Annotated in this window: 26 protein-coding genes; 11 read left to right on the forward strand and 15 right to left on the reverse strand. The window is 44.0% G+C overall.

Annotated features, from left to right (window positions below):
* Positions 1-581: 581 nt before the first annotated feature.
* On the reverse strand, positions 582-1,778 hold the full coding sequence (locus tag QUB61_RS04375; protein ID WP_333124396.1) for a WD40 repeat domain-containing protein: 1,197 nt from the start codon (positions 1,776-1,778) through the stop codon (positions 582-584).
* A gap of 259 nt (positions 1,779-2,037) precedes the next feature.
* Between QUB61_RS04375 and QUB61_RS04380 the strand changes: the two genes are divergently transcribed.
* Genes QUB61_RS04380 through QUB61_RS04390 form a run of 3 tightly spaced genes read left to right on the forward strand, consistent with a single transcriptional unit; the run spans position 2,038 to position 3,497 of the window.
* Complete coding sequence (locus QUB61_RS04380) at positions 2,038-2,412, forward strand: DUF1257 domain-containing protein (RefSeq protein WP_333124399.1); 375 nt, start codon at positions 2,038-2,040, stop codon at positions 2,410-2,412.
* 46 nt (positions 2,413-2,458) lie between these two features.
* Positions 2,459-3,319 carry a DUF6920 family protein gene (locus tag QUB61_RS04385; protein WP_333124402.1) on the forward strand — a complete coding sequence of 287 codons (861 nt, stop codon included), beginning with the start codon at positions 2,459-2,461 and terminating at the stop codon, positions 3,317-3,319.
* Positions 3,303-3,497 carry a hypothetical protein gene (locus QUB61_RS04390; RefSeq protein WP_333124405.1) on the forward strand — a complete coding sequence of 65 codons (195 nt, stop codon included), beginning with the start codon at positions 3,303-3,305 and terminating at the stop codon, positions 3,495-3,497. Before QUB61_RS04385 ends, QUB61_RS04390 begins: the two co-directional genes overlap by 17 nt.
* 54 nt (positions 3,498-3,551) lie before the next feature.
* Here QUB61_RS04390 and QUB61_RS04395 read toward each other — a convergent pair whose 3' ends face one another.
* A complete protein-coding gene (locus QUB61_RS04395) occupies positions 3,552-3,815 on the reverse strand; it encodes a prevent-host-death protein (protein WP_333124407.1) in 264 nt (87 codons plus the stop codon).
* Positions 3,793-4,131 (reverse strand): type II toxin-antitoxin system RelE/ParE family toxin, encoded by a 339-nt coding sequence (locus QUB61_RS04400; RefSeq protein WP_333124410.1) that lies wholly within the window; start codon positions 4,129-4,131, stop codon positions 3,793-3,795. Before QUB61_RS04400 ends, QUB61_RS04395 begins: the two co-directional genes overlap by 23 nt.
* Positions 4,132-4,218: 87 nt before the next feature.
* Here QUB61_RS04400 and QUB61_RS04405 point away from each other — a divergent pair, with 87 nt between their 5' ends.
* Complete coding sequence (locus QUB61_RS04405) at positions 4,219-4,470, forward strand: hypothetical protein (RefSeq protein WP_333124412.1); 252 nt, start codon at positions 4,219-4,221, stop codon at positions 4,468-4,470.
* On the opposite strand, the gene QUB61_RS04410 is transcribed toward QUB61_RS04405, so the two are convergent.
* The 3 genes from QUB61_RS04410 to QUB61_RS04420 all read right to left on the reverse strand — a co-directional run bounded on the left by QUB61_RS04410 (position 4,458) and on the right by QUB61_RS04420 (position 5,666).
* Entirely contained in the window at positions 4,458-4,805 is a 348-nt protein-coding gene (locus QUB61_RS04410) for a type II toxin-antitoxin system PemK/MazF family toxin (protein WP_333124414.1), read from the reverse strand. The genes QUB61_RS04405 and QUB61_RS04410 overlap by 13 nt on opposite strands.
* On the reverse strand, positions 4,805-5,011 hold the full coding sequence (locus QUB61_RS04415; protein WP_333124418.1) for a hypothetical protein: 207 nt from the start codon (positions 5,009-5,011) through the stop codon (positions 4,805-4,807). Before QUB61_RS04415 ends, QUB61_RS04410 begins: the two co-directional genes overlap by 1 nt.
* 139 nt (positions 5,012-5,150) lie before the next feature.
* Positions 5,151-5,666: a hypothetical protein gene (locus QUB61_RS04420; RefSeq protein ID WP_333124495.1), complete on the reverse strand. Its 516-nt coding sequence runs from the start codon at positions 5,664-5,666 to the stop codon at positions 5,151-5,153.
* Positions 5,667-5,930: 264 nt separating this feature from the next.
* Here QUB61_RS04420 and QUB61_RS04425 point away from each other — a divergent pair, with 264 nt between their 5' ends.
* Both QUB61_RS04425 and QUB61_RS04430 read left to right on the forward strand, forming a co-directional pair.
* On the forward strand, positions 5,931-6,410 hold the full coding sequence (locus QUB61_RS04425; RefSeq protein WP_333124421.1) for a DUF6232 family protein: 480 nt from the start codon (positions 5,931-5,933) through the stop codon (positions 6,408-6,410).
* A gap of 123 nt (positions 6,411-6,533) precedes the next feature.
* Positions 6,534-6,878 carry a hypothetical protein gene (locus QUB61_RS04430; protein ID WP_333124423.1) on the forward strand — a complete coding sequence of 115 codons (345 nt, stop codon included), beginning with the start codon at positions 6,534-6,536 and terminating at the stop codon, positions 6,876-6,878.
* Between the two features lie 145 nt (positions 6,879-7,023).
* On the opposite strand, the gene QUB61_RS04435 is transcribed toward QUB61_RS04430, so the two are convergent.
* The 3 genes from QUB61_RS04435 to QUB61_RS04445 all read right to left on the reverse strand — a co-directional run bounded on the left by QUB61_RS04435 (position 7,024) and on the right by QUB61_RS04445 (position 8,162).
* Positions 7,024-7,359 carry a XisI protein gene (locus QUB61_RS04435; protein WP_333124426.1) on the reverse strand — a complete coding sequence of 112 codons (336 nt, stop codon included), beginning with the start codon at positions 7,357-7,359 and terminating at the stop codon, positions 7,024-7,026.
* The gene (locus QUB61_RS04440) at positions 7,347-7,763 is read right to left on the reverse strand and encodes a XisH family protein (protein ID WP_333124428.1); all 417 of its coding nucleotides are present in this window, start codon (positions 7,761-7,763) and stop codon (positions 7,347-7,349) included. Before QUB61_RS04440 ends, QUB61_RS04435 begins: the two co-directional genes overlap by 13 nt.
* 126 nt (positions 7,764-7,889) lie before the next feature.
* Entirely contained in the window at positions 7,890-8,162 is a 273-nt protein-coding gene (locus QUB61_RS04445) for a helix-turn-helix transcriptional regulator (protein ID WP_333124431.1), read from the reverse strand.
* A gap of 125 nt (positions 8,163-8,287) precedes the next feature.
* Here QUB61_RS04445 and QUB61_RS04450 point away from each other — a divergent pair, with 125 nt between their 5' ends.
* From QUB61_RS04450 to QUB61_RS04465, 4 genes are all read left to right on the forward strand, one after another.
* Positions 8,288-8,533, forward strand: a complete 246-nt coding sequence (locus QUB61_RS04450) for a hypothetical protein (RefSeq protein WP_333124434.1) — start codon at positions 8,288-8,290, stop codon at positions 8,531-8,533.
* A gap of 419 nt (positions 8,534-8,952) precedes the next feature.
* Positions 8,953-9,120: a hypothetical protein gene (locus tag QUB61_RS04455; RefSeq protein WP_333124437.1), complete on the forward strand. Its 168-nt coding sequence runs from the start codon at positions 8,953-8,955 to the stop codon at positions 9,118-9,120.
* A gap of 48 nt (positions 9,121-9,168) precedes the next feature.
* Positions 9,169-10,038 (forward strand): Rpn family recombination-promoting nuclease/putative transposase, encoded by an 870-nt coding sequence (locus QUB61_RS04460; RefSeq protein ID WP_333124440.1) that lies wholly within the window; start codon positions 9,169-9,171, stop codon positions 10,036-10,038.
* Between the two features lie 87 nt (positions 10,039-10,125).
* Positions 10,126-10,947 carry an Rpn family recombination-promoting nuclease/putative transposase gene (locus QUB61_RS04465; protein WP_333124442.1) on the forward strand — a complete coding sequence of 274 codons (822 nt, stop codon included), beginning with the start codon at positions 10,126-10,128 and terminating at the stop codon, positions 10,945-10,947.
* A gap of 20 nt (positions 10,948-10,967) precedes the next feature.
* On the opposite strand, the gene QUB61_RS04470 is transcribed toward QUB61_RS04465, so the two are convergent.
* Together QUB61_RS04470 and ilvA are read right to left on the reverse strand one after the other, a co-directional pair.
* Positions 10,968-12,176, reverse strand: coding sequence for a hypothetical protein (locus QUB61_RS04470; RefSeq protein WP_333124445.1), 1,209 nt, complete (start codon positions 12,174-12,176; stop codon positions 10,968-10,970).
* Between the two features lie 33 nt (positions 12,177-12,209).
* Entirely contained in the window at positions 12,210-13,742 is a 1,533-nt protein-coding gene (gene ilvA, locus QUB61_RS04475) for a threonine ammonia-lyase, biosynthetic (protein WP_333124498.1), read from the reverse strand.
* 279 nt (positions 13,743-14,021) lie between these two features.
* On the opposite strand from ilvA, the gene QUB61_RS04480 reads away from it, so the two are divergent.
* Entirely contained in the window at positions 14,022-14,576 is a 555-nt protein-coding gene (locus tag QUB61_RS04480) for a GNAT family N-acetyltransferase (RefSeq protein WP_333124448.1), read from the forward strand.
* Positions 14,577-14,667: 91 nt separating this feature from the next.
* Here QUB61_RS04480 and QUB61_RS04485 read toward each other — a convergent pair whose 3' ends face one another.
* The 4 genes from QUB61_RS04485 to QUB61_RS04500 all read right to left on the reverse strand — a co-directional run bounded on the left by QUB61_RS04485 (position 14,668) and on the right by QUB61_RS04500 (position 18,672).
* Positions 14,668-15,237: a hypothetical protein gene (locus QUB61_RS04485; protein WP_333124450.1), complete on the reverse strand. Its 570-nt coding sequence runs from the start codon at positions 15,235-15,237 to the stop codon at positions 14,668-14,670.
* Between the two features lie 188 nt (positions 15,238-15,425).
* Positions 15,426-16,283, reverse strand: a complete 858-nt coding sequence (locus QUB61_RS04490; RefSeq protein ID WP_333124452.1) for a bifunctional class I SAM-dependent methyltransferase/HIT family protein — start codon at positions 16,281-16,283, stop codon at positions 15,426-15,428.
* A 31-nt stretch (positions 16,284-16,314) separates the two neighbouring features.
* The gene (locus QUB61_RS04495; protein ID WP_332960102.1) at positions 16,315-16,920 is read right to left on the reverse strand and encodes a hypothetical protein; all 606 of its coding nucleotides are present in this window, start codon (positions 16,918-16,920) and stop codon (positions 16,315-16,317) included.
* 54 nt (positions 16,921-16,974) lie between these two features.
* Entirely contained in the window at positions 16,975-18,672 is a 1,698-nt protein-coding gene (locus QUB61_RS04500; RefSeq protein ID WP_333124455.1) for an Hsp70 family protein, read from the reverse strand.
* Positions 18,673-18,768: the final 96 nt, after the last annotated feature.

Raw genomic sequence — 18,768 nt, forward strand, 5'->3', positions numbered from 1 at the left:
AAGAACTGGAAGTGTAAATTTATTATATTTGTTTGCGTATATTCACGCACCGAGGAATTGGGAATTGGGAAATATTAAACAGTCCTGGACGCACTCTCGATCTCATGTCCGGTCAGTTACCACTCATAAAAGGTGTTTGTAGTTAGGAAGCCCGTCCGAGGGAGTTTTATGAGGATAGTCCTGAACACAGGCTTGCCTTGCTAAACCCAGTTTATACGAAAAAAGCTCGGGTTGAGCGATCAAAAATATAAGAATAATATCGTTGACATTTGCATCGGAATAATATTTTTTTAGTCTGGTATTCGCGGGAATTCAATTAATAGCCGTCAATCGATTTTAGATTTTAGATTTTAGATTTTAGATTAAAGAATTGAAGCATTAACCCCACGGATAAATTCGGGGGGCAAGTTTTATCGGATACAGGTTTTTTATTTCTGGGTCCTGAGTCTGCTTTCGGAATGAATCCGGGGGCTTGTATCCTGGATGCTTTCGGTCAATGAAATTGCAACTGTAGGCAAGCTCCAAACCCATAGCAGATCAGTCATGCCCAATTCTTCAATCTAAAATCTAAAATCTAAAATCTAAAATGGTATAACTCCCCAAATTTTGAAAGTTTTGTCTGTACTGCCACTGATAATAGTTTCACCATCGCTGCTAAAAGTAAGACAAGTAACAGAGTTTTGATGTCCGCTGAGAGTGTGAATATGTTCGCCGGTACTGGCATTCCAAAATTTGATATTACCATCGGCACTAGCACTGACAACAGTGAGTCCGTCGGGACTAAAGGCGATCGCATTTATCGAGTTAAAATGCCCTGCCAAAGTGATTGAACTATCTGGATCCGATAGCTGCCGCAGTTGAATATTTCTGTCCCAGCCGCCATGCGCCAAAGTCTGCCCGTCTGGAGCATGAGCCAGACAATTCGCGTAACCCTTAATTGTTTGGGAGCATTCTCTGCTGCGGAGGTTCCACAGTTTAATTGTACCGTCAGAACTGCTGCTAGCGAGAGTTTGTGCGATCGGGCTAAAAGCAAGACTAACAATTCCTGCTTTATGAGCTCCCCAAGTTAAATGACTGCCAAAAGTACAGATTAACTTTCCCGTCTCTAAATTCCAAATTTTGATAGTAGCATCTGCCGAACCGCTGGCGATAACTTGACTGTCGGGGCTGATGACAATTGCGCTAATTTCCGCTTCATGTCCGAGGGAAGTATGCCGCAATTCTCCTCCCTGCCAAATTTCGATCGCACGATGTTTCGGAGTATTTCTGCTCCTCACAAAAACTTCGCTTTCTTGGCAAAGGACAAAAGTTTCTTGAGCGCGGGGATACTTGTCAACAGTATAGAGTATTTCTCCTGTATCTACATCGCAAATTCTAATTATTTTCCCGTGCAAACTCGCCGTGCGATCGCCCCCGGGACTAATCGCCAGATTTGTCCCAGTTTTCACACTGCGGATGCAGTCAAAAAGCTTGTAAGGCACGAAGTCTTTTAAAGCTTGGCGCACTAGAGGTTCTGTCCTCGGTCGCAAAATTAAATAAGCAACTCGCTGCACTTCTGCTGCGGGGTCAAGCAGCGCCTCAATTGCTAAATTTAAACCAGCGCCTCCGTATTTAGGAGCATCTTTAACAGCGGCAATCCGAGCCTCGATACTAAGACTGTTGAAGCGCTGCTTGACCCCGGCGATGCCTCCCAAAACAGCGCCGGCGATCGGGATTTGACTTTGGCCGCCGAGGACGGCATCATATTCTCTGGGTGGGTTAGAATTGTCGGGCATCATAGGATTTTAGATTTTAGATTTTAGATTTTAGATTTTAAGAATTGGAGGATTGAAGAAAGCGAACTCACGGATGAATCTGGGGAATTGTTATCGGATACTATGTTTTTAATTTCTGCACATATGAATCCGGGGGCTTGTACCCGGGCTGCTTTCGGTGACGCTCAAACCCGGTTTAAGATCCAAACTTCTAACTTATTGACTGTTGCTGTTTATGCTATTATAATCAAATCAGCGTTTTACACAAAAATCCGAAAGTGATATGTCACACTTCACAACGATCAAGGTTCAGATAAAAAACGGCGAACTGCTGCATCAAGTGTTGGAAGAGTTGGGTTATCAAGTAGAGTCCAATGTGCAGGTACGGGGTTATCGGGGTGACAAAACTAATGCCGAGTACGTGATTCGGCAATCCAATGGTTACGATTTGGGTTTTCGCCGCAGCGGAGAGGATTACGAATTGGTGGCGGATTTTTGGGGCGCTCGAATTAATCAGCAGGAATTTGTCAATTTAATTAGTCAAAAATACGCGCGCAAAAGTTTGATGGCGGCGGTGCAGTCAGAGGGTTTTCATGTTGAAGAAGAGGAAACTTTGGCAGATGGAACGCTGAGAGTTGTAGTGGGTCGATGGGTTTAAGACTGGCGCTTGATTAACTCGTTTTTAGGTATCAAGAGGAATCACCATGTGGCGATCGGCGATCGTACTAATCATCCTGGGGCTTGTAGTTGGCATTGTGGGCGCGATCGCCCTTGGAGCATACCGCTGGCATCTCGGTACGAAGGAACTGCGAGCGAATCTGGAAGCTGCACGCTTGGCGATTAAACCTCTCACATTTGATGCGCGGGAAATTGCCGATTTACCCCAGCCCGTGCAGCGCTACTTTCGCGCGGTGCTCGAGGATGGACAACCGCTAATTGTAGCAGCGCGGGTTTCCCACGAAGGCACGTTTAACATGAGCGAAACCGCAGAAAAATGGAGCGCCTTCACCTCAACTCAACTCGTAATTACTCAGCGCCCAGGCTTTGACTGGGACGGGCGAATTGCCATGATGCCCGGTATCAATGCGTTCGTTCATGATGCCTACATTTCTGGCGAAGGCATCCTCCATGCAGCGCTGCTTGGGCTGGTGACTCTGGCGGATCTCCGCGGCACTCCAGAAGCGGCACAAGGGGAACTGATGCGCTTTTTGGCGGAGGCGGCTTGGTATCCGACGAGACTGCTGCCGAGTCAGGGTGTTCGCTGGGAGGCGATAGACAATTCTTCGGCCAGAGCAACGCTACAGGATGGCGACACCGCTGTTTCCCTGGATTTCCGCTTTGATGAAGCAGGGCTAATCGCCAGTATCCGCGCCGAGGCCCGCGCCCGTACAGTTAACGGGGGACTGGTGTTTGCGCCCTGGCAAGGCCGTTTCTGGGACTACGAATTGCGAGACGGTATGCGGATTCCGCGATCGGGTGAGGTGGCGTGGCAACTGCCTGATGGCTCGCTATTGCCCTACTGGCGCGGCCGCATCACGAATATTGCCTATGAGTTTGCACGATGATTCTAGTTTGTGTGGTGAAGTTGCTTTGCGATTGTTAGATGAGTACGATCGCGCCGATCGCCAGTGGAGCGATACTGTACGAGTTAAGATAGATGCTGCTGTTGCCATGTCCGAACATACTCCACCGATTGACGGCGAAACCTTTATTGCAGGGATTTGCGATCGTTTCCCAAAATAGCTTGTAGGCTGGGTTGTTGCTTTCATCGCAAGTGCGATCGCGAGAACCCAATTTCTAATTCTCGTTCTCTGAAACCAACTTTCCTTTTTCAAAAGCGATCGTTTTTCCTTCTCGCGCATCTTGAAGAGAGCGGCGCAATCGTGTTTTAAACTCAGGATTATTCAGCATCAAATAATCAATCCAATCATCTTCATCGGCAAATCCGACAAGATAGCCAACTGGCTTGCCATCATAAATCAGAATCACATCTTCTTCCTGAGCCACCAGCAAGAATTGAAGCAAGTCTTTTTGAACTTCACTGAGCTGAATCTGTTTCATCACTAACCTCCTGAACTGTGAGCCATTCGTTAACTTCAGATTTATGTTTGACAGCCAGAATCAAGACTAACTTATTTTCTGGTTCAACAGTATATTCAATGTCATAAAACACGCGATGCTCGTCAACTCGCAGACGGTACTCAGGTGAAATTAGCCCCCTGAGACGCTTAATCCTGCTTTTTGTCACCTTGTCCGGCTCGTAACGCAAGTAAGTTTCTATTGCATCCTCAATCTTAGATCGATCGCTGGCACGCAAAACCCTTAAATCTTCCAAAGCCGTTTCGGTAAACTCAATTCTGTATTGCGAAATCGCCATAAACTAATTATACTGCAATTTTCATATAGTTATGATATATTATCTGACAAGCACGGGCTAAAATAGGAAATAAAAAGTTACTTACCTATGAACATTAGAGAACTCAAGACAGCAGTAAGGGAACTTCCAGAAAATGACCTCGCACAGTTTCTCGAATGGCTTAATGATTTCCAAGCAGCTCTCGCCGATCGCCAGTGGATCGATACTGTACGAGTTAAGATAGATGCTGCTGTTGCCATGTCCGAACATACTCCACCGATTGATGGCGAAACCTTTATTGCAGGGATTTGCGATCGTTTCCGGCAAGTACGCGAGAGTAAACAAGGCTATACTAATTGAAATGCTTGTATGATAGTTGCATTCAATTCCAGCATTTGCTGACTCCCTAACTCGCCCAATCGTCTCAGTATTAATCTCTGTTCAAGACTGACAATCCGAGTCACTCTAACTTTAGAAGATACTTTTAATCCCGTGCTGGGAAATTCGGCATCTGAAGCATTTAAAGCAAATTCATCTAAACTTAGGCTAGTGACATTTTGCGAAGAAATGAAGCAGAGCGTAATTTCCTCTATGGTTGAACTTGCCCACAGAACTAAAGCAGGACGTAACTTTTTATGACTCAAATCTGTAAAGGGAAATTCAGCTAAAACAATATCTCCTTTTTTTAGCTTCACTAAATTGGCTCTCCATCCTCAAGGGTGTAAATATCAGGTTCGTCGTGCAGGAATTGAAATGCTCCTCCGCTTTGGGCTAACTGGGTTATTTCCACACTAGAAGGATAGGGTATGTTATTAAATAGTTTTGCTTTTATTAGCAATTGCTCGTCTTCTGAGAGTGTCTGGATGATTTGTACTAAGGACTCAATGAGTTTTGTGTTCATAGCTGAAAAAATCTGGGGATATTTTATTTTACTTCAACAAGGCAACCTTCGATGATTATAACAAAACAACTAAGAGCGTGAAGCGAAGCTATCCCGTAGGGAATCGCCCGATCCAGTAAAATTCGGAGATAGCACAGATTTACTCCTCGAAGTCCACCTGCTTAACCAGCTCTAAAGGTATATCTAGCGCTTCTGCAATTTGCTCGTCGCTCAAGCCAAACTGCCGTAATTTATCAATTGTTTCAATCTTAGTTTGATTTTTGCTTTTCTGCTGCAAGTCGGGAGTTTCCGGCTGACTCAGATCGGGCGTAGGAGTAGAGGAATTAGAACAGTTGTTAATGTAGCTAATATTGCTACTATTTTTAATAGTAGTATTATTACCAAGATTTATATTCTGATTTATCTGTCTTTCTATAACGGATTCAAGATTACTTTTTTTTACTGGTTCGCCAAACACTTCAGATAACATTTGTAAAAGTTCGTGACTAGCCTTTTTAACGTGCTGGGAGCTATAACCATAAGTTTCTGCAATGTCAGCATATCTTTGACGATTCAGTATGCCTGCGATAATCCTCCGCTGCAAGTTATTTAGACGTTTACCTGTGTTGGTATAGACAGCTTCATCGACAAATTGCAATATCTGAGGACTGTCCATAGGTGGGATGGTGAGATAGGTATGGTTACTATACCAAACTTTTTCCCACTTTTTCCAACTTTTTGGGCCTCGCATCCCAATTTTAGGAAGTTCCCACTTTTTCCAACTTTTTTTACTTTACATTTTTTGTGCGATCGGTCTAGCATGGATAAACCGGACACAAGCATCTTACTAGAGTGTTTATTGACAGGTGCATAGTTGCGCCTCTGAGCTGAAATGGGTGTCTTCACATAGTCTCAACCATCAATTTTATAGGTATAATGAATGGCAACATCAAACCCCCTGGCAAGTAATCAGAACATCACTTTAGAGAGGAATAAAGTTATTACCATAACTAAAAGAACTGTTCGTTTTTCAAATGATGTCTACCAAACTCATAATATTACAGGTTTTAGTGAAGGAGAGGTAGAGATAGGAACGATTCCTTGGGGGATTATAGTTGCTCTTCTTTTAATGGGTTCAATTGCTGGTTTGGCAAACAGTGGAATAGGTTTGGCCTTAAGTTTGGCTGCAATTGGAGGTGCAGTTTGGAACTTTGTCAAGCCAAAACACTATGGATTGTTACTCACTTTCAATTCTGGTCATCAGACCCTTTTTGTGACAAATGATAAGCCCCATCTCAAGGAAAAAATTAACACTATATATGAGCTTATTGAGAAAGCAGAGAATAAAACTTACGAGTTATCTATATTGAACAGCACTGTTAGCGGTCAATTTATCATGGGTACTGACAATAGGATGTGATGCCTCAACAAAAAAACTTCAAAAAAGTAGGATTTTATAGGGGGATTGCTGTGTGAAGCACTGGTTCAGTTTTGATATTAAACAATATCACACAAAGTCTAGTAATTAATAAGGTAAAAAGAAATGACAAATTATTCTGCAAGAATCGACAATAGTAGTTTTGATGGCAACTTCATTCAAGGAGAGGGCAATCAAATAGGAGATAAAATTATATCTGAAAACAAGAAAACTCTAGCAGAAGCGGCTGCTGAGATTCAAACACTTCTCAAGCAGTTGGAACAAACTAATCCTACCGCTACTGAGGCTGAAAAAATTGTTTACGTTAATGATGAAACTACCCGTAGTTTCAAACGTCGCGTGGTGGGTGCGTTGCAGGCTGGCGGTGAAGCTGCGATCGAAGAGTTTTTAGACAATCCTTATGTCAATGTCGGGAAGGCGATCGTTAAAGGTTGGATAAAACCAGAATAGATTGTGGTGTGCCAGGAGCGATCGCCCTTACCAGACAAAAGTGCGATCGCCCGCAACTACCAAATCGTTTCAACGTAAGGAATATCCTATTCGTAAAAAACCCGGTTTCTTTCTAAAAAAAACATTGCCGCATCCTTGGCAATGGCTAAGCCACCCCAAAGCCCGTATATTCGCGCACATAGGTTGCTTGAAATCCCAAAATAATATCCTCCTTTGCCACACCCATAGCCACCAACTCGTGCGCGACTCGGATCTCCGTTGTATTCTGCTGCAACCAAATCTTGCCATCCTTAATATCCAAATGCAGCACACATCCATACACCCGCCGATGCCCATCCCAACCAACATTCGTCACCTGATAATGATCCCGCTGCGTATCAAAAAGCGTTTGGGATTCGATCTCACCATTGGAGATCGGAGTTGCCACATATTCAGTCAATAATGCTTGAATCGACTGACGATAATGCTCTAGCTTATCCATTGCACAATCACCTCATTCACTGGATCGTAAACAATGCGGTTAACTTGATGCCGCTCTACCGAGATTTGCAAAAATTCCCGCTGAAAAAAAGCTTCGTGCACCGCAACAGGAACTGCTAAATAAAGCTTGCGATCGGGTTCCTTAAGTTCTAAGGCAAGCCGATAATTCAGAAACTGTCCTAATGCCGCATGATAATCTGTAATCGGGGAGTCACCCAAAAATGTTTTAATTTCAACGGCGATTTTCTCTTCTCCCCGTTGTGCTGCCAGTAAGCGCTCTGCACCCAAATCAATTTCAAACTTTGCTCCACCTGTTTCCACCTTCAGCGGATCGTCGGTAATCACCCAATTCTCTTTCTGAAGGGCAATCTTAACAGATTCATGAAACAGGTCTCGTGCTGCCATTTTTCCCTTTTTTACACTTCAACTTTATTGTACTTCCCATCGCGTCTATCTGGAAAAGTGCGCGCCAGCGAAGCTATCCGGAAGGAAATCGCCCGTCAAATGCGATCGACCTTCTGAACAATAAGTCTATTCTGTGTTTGTAGATCGATCGACCTCACCCTCACCCTCATCCTCCAAAATCTCACCCAAATAGCGCTGCACAAACTCCCGCGCTGCATCTATATCGAGCAACTTTAACGCCACAACCATCTTCACAAGCGTCTCTCCAGTTGGATCGATCAGCTCGTTAAACCAACGATAGACAACAGAATTTCGCACACCCATTGCGCTCGCCAATTTGTTTTGGCTAATGCCATAGGTATTTAGTACATCTCTCAGAACTCGACCAGCTTTTCTCATGCACCCCATGATACCAAGGGATGCTCCAACCGTAAATCACTACATATGTGTAGTCATTGCGTTCTGATTAGTAATAACTACACAATATGTAGTGATTAGTTGATTTTGAAGATGAGGACTTCCCAATGGCTAAAGACTTTCTAACCGAACCGCCCAACGACACCCAACAAGACCCAGCTCCCACGGACGATCGAGAAAACCGGGAACCCGTGCGTATCATGGTTGTTGGCTCCCGCCAAGGCATAACCGCCGTAGTAAATTGGCTGGTGCGACTAGGTTTTGCCCAAATGGCAGACTGGAGCGACTTGCAGCGTGCACCGAATACGGGCCAGTGGATGCGCGTGCTGACAAAATGGTTGCAGAAGAATTGAGGCTACTGACGAGTAGGGCGATCGCATTTCCTAAACCTGATGTTTGGGAATCGTGCGATCGCCCGTCAATCGATTTTAGATTTTAGATTTTAGATTTTAGATTGACCCCACGGATAAATGCGGGGGCTTGAGGATTTTCGATTTTCGATTTTGGATTGATTCCACGGATAAATCACGTGGCGGGTACCACCTTTGAAATTCGCTTGTCAAGTTCGATCGACCTTCTAATACAATTAAAACCGCGAACGTTGAGGTTGCCATAACATTAGTAGTTGTAGCGGAACCTGCACCGCTAGAAACTAATGCTGACGGTGTGGTGCGAGTGGGTAAAACTCCCGTGACTTTAGATACCGTGATTGCAGTGTTGAAGCAGGGAACAACCGCAGAGGAAATCGTTTATCGTTATCCGTCGCGCTCTATTGGCTGATGTGTATGCCGCGATCGCTTTTTACCTCAATCATCAGCAGGAAGTCGAAACATATTTGCAGCTTCGACAGCAACAAGCACAACAGATCCGCAAGATGAATGAAGCAAGAGCTGCTGGCGATATTACCCCCCTGGTGGCAGTTTTTTCCTACTCGCCATGAAATCAAGTGTTACGATCGAGATAGCGATCGTTATTCCCGATTCTAACCATGACATTCATCAACCCCAAAACCGATTACGCCTTCAAAAAAATATTTGGCTCCTCAGAAAGCAAAGACATTCTCATCAGTTTTCTCAACGCCATGATTTACGATGGCAATCCTACCATTGAAGACTTGGAAATTATCAACCCCAACCTGCCGCCCAGAGTCGAAGGTTTGAAAGATACTTATTTAGATGTCAAAGCCAAACTCGCTGATGGTACCCTAGTCATTATTGAAATGCAGGTATTAAACGTAGAGTCTTTCGGCAAGAGAGTTTTGTACAACGCAGCCAAAACTTACGCCTTTCAATTGCAGAAAGGAGAAGGCTACCGAATGCTCAAACCCGTGATTGCATTAACACTGACTGATTTTGAGATGTTTCCAAATAGCGAACAGCTAATTTCGAGATTTATCTACAAAGAAGCAAGCACAAATCTCATCTATACCGATAATAACATCGAGTTGGTATTTGTAGAACTTCCTAAATTCACCAAAGAAGTAGACCAGCTAGAAACGCTTGCGGATAAATGGATATATTTCATGAAATATGCGAGGACGATAACGGATGTCCCGCCAGTAATGGATAGCGTTCCAGAGATTCATCAAGCCTTTGGCATCGCAAATCAAGTGAACTTAACCCCCGATGAATTGGCGGATCTCGAACGGCGAGAAATGTTTATTTACGACCAACAAGGAGCTATAATTAAAGCTGTTGAAGAAGGCAGACAAGAAGGCAGACAAGAAGGCAGACAAGAAGGCAGACAAGAAGAAAAACAGGCGATCGCACGGCAGTTACTCGATCGCCTAGATGACGCAACAATCGCTCAAATAACCGGACTTAGCGTTCAGGATGTGCAGAATTTGCGATCGGAATGAGATTTATTTCAAAAGGGCGATCGCCCATCAAGTCCCATTGCGCCGATGATAGAATCGAAATAGCGATCGTTATTCCCGATTCCCACCATGACATTCATCAACCCCAAAACCGATTACGCCTTCAAAAAAATATTTGGCTCCTCAGAAAGCAAAGACATTCTCATCAGTTTTCTCAACGCCATGATTTACGATGGCAATCCTACCATTGCAGACTTAGAAATTATCAACCCCAACCTGCCGCCCAGAGTCGAAGGTTTGAAAGATACTTATTTAGATGTCAAAGCCAAACTTGCCGATGGTACCCTAGTCATTATTGAAATGCAGGTATTAAACGTAGAGTCCTTCGGCAAGAGAGTTTTGTACAACGCAGCCAAAACTTACGCCTTTCAATTGCAGAAAGGAGAAGGCTACCGAATGCTCAAACCCGTGATTGCATTAACACTGACTGATTTTGAGATGTTTCCAAATAGCGAACAGCTAATTTCGAGATTTATCTACAAAGAAGCAAGCACAAATCTCTTCTATACCGATAATAACATCGAGTTGGTATTTGTAGAACTTCCTAAATTCACCAAAGAAGTAGACCAGCTAGAAACGCTTGCGGATAAATGGATATATTTCATGAAATATGCGAGGACGATAACGGATGTCCCGCCAGTAATGGATAGCGTTCCAGAGATTCATCAAGCCTTTGGCATCGCAAATCAAGTGAACTTAACCCCCGATGAATTGGCGGATCTCGAACGGCGAGAAATGTTTATTTATGACCAACAAGGAGCTATACTCCAAGCCGTTCAAGCAGAAAAGCTGGCGATCGCGCGGCAATTGCTCGATCGCCTGGATGATGCAACTATCAGTCAAACAACCGGACTCAGTATTGATGATGTGCGGAATTTGCGATCGCAATGAGATTTCTTTGCCAACAACAATCACAACTGCAAAGCCCCAGACACCTTAGCATTTTTAACACTTGAAATCCGAATCAAAGACCCTGATTTTACAGCAATCTTAGGTTTCCATTCATAAACCCCATCGCTAGTCGCGCGGTTGGCGATCGTTTCAACCGACTTATTCTCTTGATACAGCTCAATCTTGACCTCATCCTGAATATTGTCTCTCCACAAAATCAAATAAGGTTTATTTGCTTCCACCTGCACTTTTCCTGCTGGTTGAGCCACCAATATTTTTGGTGAAGCTGTCTGAGACTTTCTATTCCTAAATCCTAAATAGTGCGGCAGTTCCCGAGTGGCAATATTATTTGATTGAGGCAACATAATCTCCCCGATTTTAGGATTGAATAGATAAGTTGAGAGTCCGCCGTCGATCGTCACTATATCTCCTTTCACTCCGAATTCTCGCATTAACTTAGCTGCTGCGTCTAATGTCGCTTCATTAACAGTGATAATTGCCAGCAATTCGTTACCCTTGCGACCATCTTTGTCCAGCGTACCGATGACGTGATACCTATTTGCGGGATTTTTAGATATGAGTTTAGCTGGATGGTGCTTGTATTCGTAAGTAACAACTGCATTTTGTACTTGTTTTTGATTCAATGGCGTTCCGGTTTGCGGTTCGTAATTTGTGATATATGCTTCTCGATCGTTCCAGACCAAAGCTTTCAATCGAACATTTTTATACTGCCCATCTTTGGGTTTCTTGACGGGGCCGTAGATGCCGTTACCGCCAGTAATAACTTGACCGTTAAATTTGATAGGAAAAGATAGCTGCGTGCTGCGTTCGTATTGTTCAAAAAAAGAACAGTTAATCACGGAAAAAACACCGTTAGCGTAAAGCTTTTTGTATTCACCTGTAACTTCAGAGAATAACTTGCTCTTAAAGAAAGGACTGTAATATTTGTTTTCTCCATGATAATACAATCCTTTATTGAAAGCCATCCGATCGACCTCTCCAATTAGCTGGTCTATTTGCATTTTTTGGACGTTAATAACTTGCAAATAAGCCAGATTTCCGTTGGGTAGTTCTTTTTTGTACAACTCTGCACCATCTCTGGTATCCACAGGTTGAAAATAACTGACTGGGCTGGAAAGTTGTTCGATCGCAAAATGTGCAACTGCTGCCACAACAGCAACAGCAAAAATCATCAAAAAAAACGGCAAGATTTTTTTGAGTACGTTCATAAATATTAATTTGTTTCAAGACCACAAACCAAACTATCTTAAAAATAGCTTATACGCCGGATTTTGACTCTCATCCCCATACTGATAGCCCAGCGTATCCAAAAAAGCCTGCCATTCCTGCATCTCATCGGGCGGTACTTGAATTCCCACCACAATTCGCCCGTAATCGGCGCCGTTATTTCGATAGTGAAAAACGCTGATATTCCAGTTAGGGCTCATCGAACCGACAAACTTCATCAACGCACCCGGACGTTCGGGAAATTCAAAGCGATAAAACAATTCATGATCGGCCAGCATCGAACGCCCGCCCACCATATGCCGCACGTGCAATTTCGTTAATTCATCATCAGTTAAATCCAAAGTCTTGAATCCACAACCTTCAAAACTTGCCGCTATCTTCACCGCATCGGCACGGTTTTGAATTTGTACACCGATAAAAATATGTGCCTCTTTCTCATCTGCAATTCGATAGCTAAATTCAGTTAAATTGCGTTTGCCCAGACATTCGCAAAACCTGCGGAGACTTCCCGGTTGTTCGGGAATTGTGACTGCAAAAATGGCTTCGCGGCGTTCGCCAAACTCAGCTCTTTCTGCTACAAAACGCAGCCGATCGAAATTCATGTTCGCGCCGCAAGCAACAGCAATTAATGTTTGTCCTGCGATTTGTTCCCGTTCCACGTAAGCTTTCGCACCTGCGATCGCCAAAGCACCAGCAGGTTCTAAGATCGATCGCGTATCTTCAAAAACATCCTTAATCGCCGCGCAAACATCATCCGTATCCACCAAAATAATCTCATCCACATACTCCTGACACAGCCGAAAAGTTTCCTCCCCCACTTCCCGCACAGCAACGCCATCAGCAAATAAACCCACCTGCGACAAACGCACCCGTTTACCCGCTTTCAGCGATTGATTCATTGCATCGGAATCGATGGGTTCGACGCCAATAATCTTAATTTCCGGCCGCAACCGCTTGACATAGGCCCCAATTCCCGAAATCAATCCGCCGCCGCCAATAGCCACAAAAATCGCGTGAATTGGTTTTTGATGTTGCCGCAGAATTTCCATGCCGATCGTACCCTGTCCCGCAATTACGTGCGGGTCATCAAAAGGGTGAATAAAAGTTAAACCTTTTTCCGCCTCTAATTGGCGCGCAAAGGCGTAGGCATCGTCGTAGGTATCCCCATGCAAAACTACCTCTCCACCCCGGGATATCACCGCATTTACCTTCACCTGCGGCGTCGTTACGGGCATGACGATAATCGCGCGAGTTCCCAGGTGGCGGGCGGCGAGGGCGACTCCTTGGGCGTGGTTGCCGGCGGAAGCTGCAATGACACCTTGTGCTAGCAAATCCGGCGACAGTTGCGCCATTTTGTTATACGCACCCCGCAGCTTGAAGGAAAACACCGACTGCATATCCTCTCGCTTCAGCAAAAGTTTATTGTTGAGCCGTGCTGATAGATTCGGGGCTACTTCTAGGGCTGTTTCTTGAGCAACATCGTAGACGCGGGCGGTGAGGATTTGTACCAGGTAATCGCAAAGCATGGGGTTAGCAGGTTGGTTGATGCCGGATGGTGGGATAATTGTACGGCACTTGTGTTAGTATTTTGCGGGGAATTGGCGATCCTCTTCGAGGGCTTTCCTTCGGATCGCTTCGCTAACGCTAACGGGCGATTAAGAGCCCGATAGCTTCGCTTCACGCAAGTTTTCAATAATAACTTATCGCTTTGGGAACATAAGGAGCCTGAAGACTATGAATAATATTTCATTTTTGCCGTTTCCCAGGTTATAAAATCCAGTTTGTGAGCGTATTAGTCCGTAATCCTTGATTTAGTATGTAAATTCATGAACGTACAAATTACAGATTTGCGTGCGGTTGACGAGCCAAAAATTCAACAGGTAGCTAGATTAATAGTTGAAGGTTTTAAAGAGCATTGGCCCGATGCTTGGCCCGATCTAAAATCTGCTTTGCAAGAAGTGCAAGAATCTTTAGGAGCCGATCGCATCAGTCGAATTGCTGTCGGCGACAGCAATCAAGTTTTGGGATGGATTGGCGGGATTAAACAGTATGACGGTAATGTTTGGGAACTGCACCCGCTGGTAGTGAGAACAGAATTTCGCAGACAAGGAATTGGTCGATCGCTCGTAGCTGATTTAGCCACAGAAGCTAAAAACCGGGGAGGGATCGTGCTGTGGGTGGGTACCGACGACGAAGACAATCAAACCACTCTTTCAGGCATCAATCTTTATCCTAACGTTTGGGAACACATCGCCAAAATTAGAAATTTGCGCGGTCATCCCTACGAATTTTATCAAAAAATGGGTTTTGCGATCGTGGGAGTGATGCCCGACGCGAACGGAATTGGCAAGCCAGATATTTTCATGGCAAAGCGGTTGTAAAGTTTAATGTAGGTTCTAAATTTACTGACAGGTGGCTTGCCAATCCAACACTTAGCAAAATTAGTGGTTGAAAGTTTCCCAGAAAATCGGTCTAGTCTGGACGTGCGAACCCCGTTCGAGGGTCGCTAATAAACAAACCCAGAACTAACGAATCCATCACCGTATCCCAGACAGGAGTCAAACGCTCTGCATCGTCAACCCAGTAATCAAAAGTAATCAAACACTGAACATTAGAACCCAATCCAATACAGATTCGCGAATAAGCTTCCCGCTGTTCTGGAGGGTCGATAAACTTAAATTCAGTCCAAACAATGCGGGCAGTTTGCCGCTTTAATTGGATAATGTCCCCAGGAGCGATCGGATTTCGCGTATCATCTTCAACCACCTTCTGTAATAGCGGCACCAGCGGAAAATCTGCCCAGTTACCAGGTGGTAGCAAATTAAACGAAACCTCCAAACAACAATCATCATCCGGCGGCTTTTTATCCGTAAACCGGAACGACTTAGTATCCGGTTCAAAATGCCAATCTTCCGGGACATCAAAGCGGACTGCACCTCTTCCTGCTACAAAAATTCGAGTTCCAGGCTTTGACTTCCAATTGTGGTCTTCTTTGAGCTCTAGGGTTTCCTTGAGCCATTCTTGCTTTTTGCGCTTAGACATAAACAGAACACCAAATTGCTGCTAATGTGTAGTTTTAGACCTTGCAAACACATTTTAACTCTATTTTGCTCGCCGTTTGCTCAAATATAACAATTCTTACACAAATTATAAAGTCCTCTCTTCTCTATTCCTCTGTGTTCTCTGCGCCTCTGCGGTAAAAAATAATTCCTTTCACAATTAGCTAACTTTTATTTTTCACTCTTGGGAATCACATACCTAATTCCGCCTTTATTCCCAGCCGCATCGCCATTGTAACGGGGGATAACATGAATAGCCGTGTGAGTGCGACTTTGACCAGCCTGTTTATTAATATTTATTCCCACATTAAACCCGTCAGGATGAAACTTTTTACTTAACATTTCTTGCACCTTATTAGCCATAAACCAGCAAGCCGATTGCTCTCGAAACGGCAGTTCAAAATAATTGGCAACGTGACGCTTGGGGATGATTAAAACATGACCTTTGCTGGCTGGATAACCGTCAAATATCGCATAAGCTGTTGCTGATTCAGTTAGCAAAATTAGGTTTTTATACGGATTGCAGAATATGCAGTTATTAGTAGAATTTCTTTGATGGTTGTAATGCACGTATTTGTATATTTCGCAATACTCATCTAGGTGAACTGGCTTAAATGGAAGTTTGACAATGCACTGATATGTAGGTTTTTTGTGGACATAATGTTCTCGAAAGCCTTCTTTTTTGATATCCCTTCTCACCGCAAAATACGCATGCCCTCCCGGTTTCAACAGGTGCGACACTTCCATCAGGACATTAGCTTGTTCTTCAGGAAACAAAACATTCAAAACATAAAAGCAAATGATTGTGTCGAATTTATCTTCGGGGAATTCCGGGAAATAATAAGGGTCATAACCCGTAATATCGAAGCCTTTTTGCTGCAACAATCTCACATCGCTGCCCAAGCCGCACCCAAAATCTAAGACTTTGCCTTGCAGCAAGTTTTTATCCAATAAAAATCTTGCCGGAAATGACAGATAAATTCTTTCGATTGCCGTCAGGTGGCTGAATTTATTTTGTTGCTTTTTCATGCCGGCATAAATTTGATTTCAATTGTGGTTTTTAGTCTTTGCGTAAAGGTTTTGTTAAAATTCCGAGAATTTTGTCAACTTCGTTAATATAATAATCGTTCAAGTCAATAAAAGCTGTTTGATTTACCAATTTGAGGAACTTCCAAGCATTTCCCGTGGTAACACCTCCGTAAATCGCCTCAATTTCATCATTTTGCTGTTGATTGAATCGCTGGGCTCCCAACATTTCAGCAATACACTGTCCTAATCCGTTTTTGATGTTTTCATTTTTGGCTTCTACTAAGGTGACAACTGGTGTTCGGATTTCGTACAAATCGCTGGATGCGGTGAGGATATAATCGCAATAGCCGCTAAGTCCGCTTTCTGGATCTGGGTTAAATTCTGTACCGGAAAAAAAGCCTATTTGGAAGTTTAAAATGCGCCGTACTTCTAATAATACGGGAGCAATAATTAACTCGGATCGAGCTTTTTCAGTATTGATAGCATTGGCGAGAGGGATATATTCTGCTAGGGTTGTTTTGAGATAGTCGCTAGGTGCAATTGATTCTACATCTGCAAACAAAACTGTTTTTTCATTAACAGTGAGGTTAAATGCTGCACGCACTTTGGTGATGGTAGTAAATTCACTATATGACATTTTAAAAGTCCTTAAATTAACTACAAATTACCGAGGCTACTTGAGATTTTACCATTATTGCAGTTTGGCGATCGCCCCTTTTTCCACCAACACCTTACCCGTCACCAAATCCCGCACCGTCGCCAACAAAACCCGCCTCTGGTCCACCTCAAAACTCACCGAAACCCTGTCAATTCCCAATACCCCGGGCGGATTCAAATGCGCTACGCAAACCTGCTGGTGGTGGCTTTCCAGAGACCGAAAATCCGTCTGTTTGTTGAGCAAGCTGCTCGTCATTTGCCCTTTTTCATTAAAAATAACCTCCGCTTGCGATACCTCCGCAACTTCCCCAATATCTAACCGAATTTCCCTTTGCCCTTCAATTGCCACTTGCAGCGTCAACTCTTCGGAACTTTGACAGGGATACTTCATTTCCTTGCTAAATATCGGCGAATAATCATAAGCTTTAGCATAAGGTTCCCAGAGGCGAATTGCATAGCTGTGGCGCAAATAATCGTCAACACTCGCTAATTGTGTCAACGCTAAAGCACCGTGCGCTACAGCTTCAAAAGGCTTGTCTGTTTTGACTTTTTGCCGCCCAAAATACGAAACCACTAAATTAGATACAGCCGGAATTAGAGAAGTTCCTCCTACCAGCAAAACCTGTTCGATATCTGCTTTGCAGATACCTTTTCCCTGTGCAATGCTCAGCACTTCATCTAAAGCTTGTCGCAACTGTTCTAACAACTGCCTAGATTCCAGAATTTCCTCAAGCTTCTCTCGGTTTAGCTGCAAGTCGTAAGACATAAAATTTTCATCGTCCAACCAACTTTCCTTAGCCTCATTAACTTGAGAAAGTTGAATCTTTAATCTTTCCGCTATTTCTAATAAATTTTGCCAGCCAACTGGGCCGACTTCTGCCCGCGACGAACCAATTTGCCGCAAATAATCTTCCACAATCCAGATGTCAATATCTTCGCCGCCGACATAAGCATCGGATTTTGCCAACACTTCGGCACGCACCCCCCCCAGCCCCCCCTTGTCAAAGGGGGGAGCGAGATTTCTCTCCCCCAAGCTTCGGGGGGGAGCGAGATTTCTCTCCCCCAAGCTTCGGGGGGGAGCGAGATTTCTCCCCCCCTTGGTAAGGGGGGGTAAGGGGGGAGTTACAGCAGTACGAACTAAACTTAAATCTAAAGTTCCCCCGCCAAAATCAACTACTAAAACTAGAGAGCCGGGGCGTTTTACTGCATATCCCAGGGCGGCGGCTGTGGATTCATCTATTACCTGAATTTCCGCAACTCCCAAATTTTCTCCTAAGTCGCGAAACCAATCTAGATATCGCTCAAATGCTCCGACTGGTACTGTAAAAATTACTTTTTCTGGCTGTATATTTTGTAAATATAATTGTTTCCAAATAGTTTTGATAAAATGTTCTGCTACTGATTCGGCTGTGTAGGTGTCGCCGTCGATATTGCGGGGGGGCGGCTGAAAGTCGGCAGCTAAATTGCGTTTAAAAGCTTTGAATAAACGGTCGGGCTGGGATTGCCCCAAACGCTGCGATCGCACTTTTTCTCCCACCAGCAACTCTCCCGCCTTGTTCACAAAAACTAAAGTCGGCACTACAGATATTTCTCGAACATCTCCGCTCAAATTCTTCGTTTTAAAAATGCGGGACATCTCGCCCAATCTCAAAGTTTCTGGTGTTTGCGTATCCGGGTTGAGAATGCAGACAACCGTGTTGCTGGTGCCGAAGTCAATTGCAAGTATAGTCATGGTGATTTTAGATTTTAGATTTTAGATTTTAGATTTAATTTTTCATGCGGCCCTGGGTGGTGCAGCTAAGTTTATAGGACTTACGCATCTACTCTA

The organism is Microcoleus sp. C2D2 (assembly GCF_036702495.1).
Lineage (GTDB): Bacteria > Cyanobacteriota > Cyanobacteriia > Cyanobacteriales > Microcoleaceae > Microcoleus.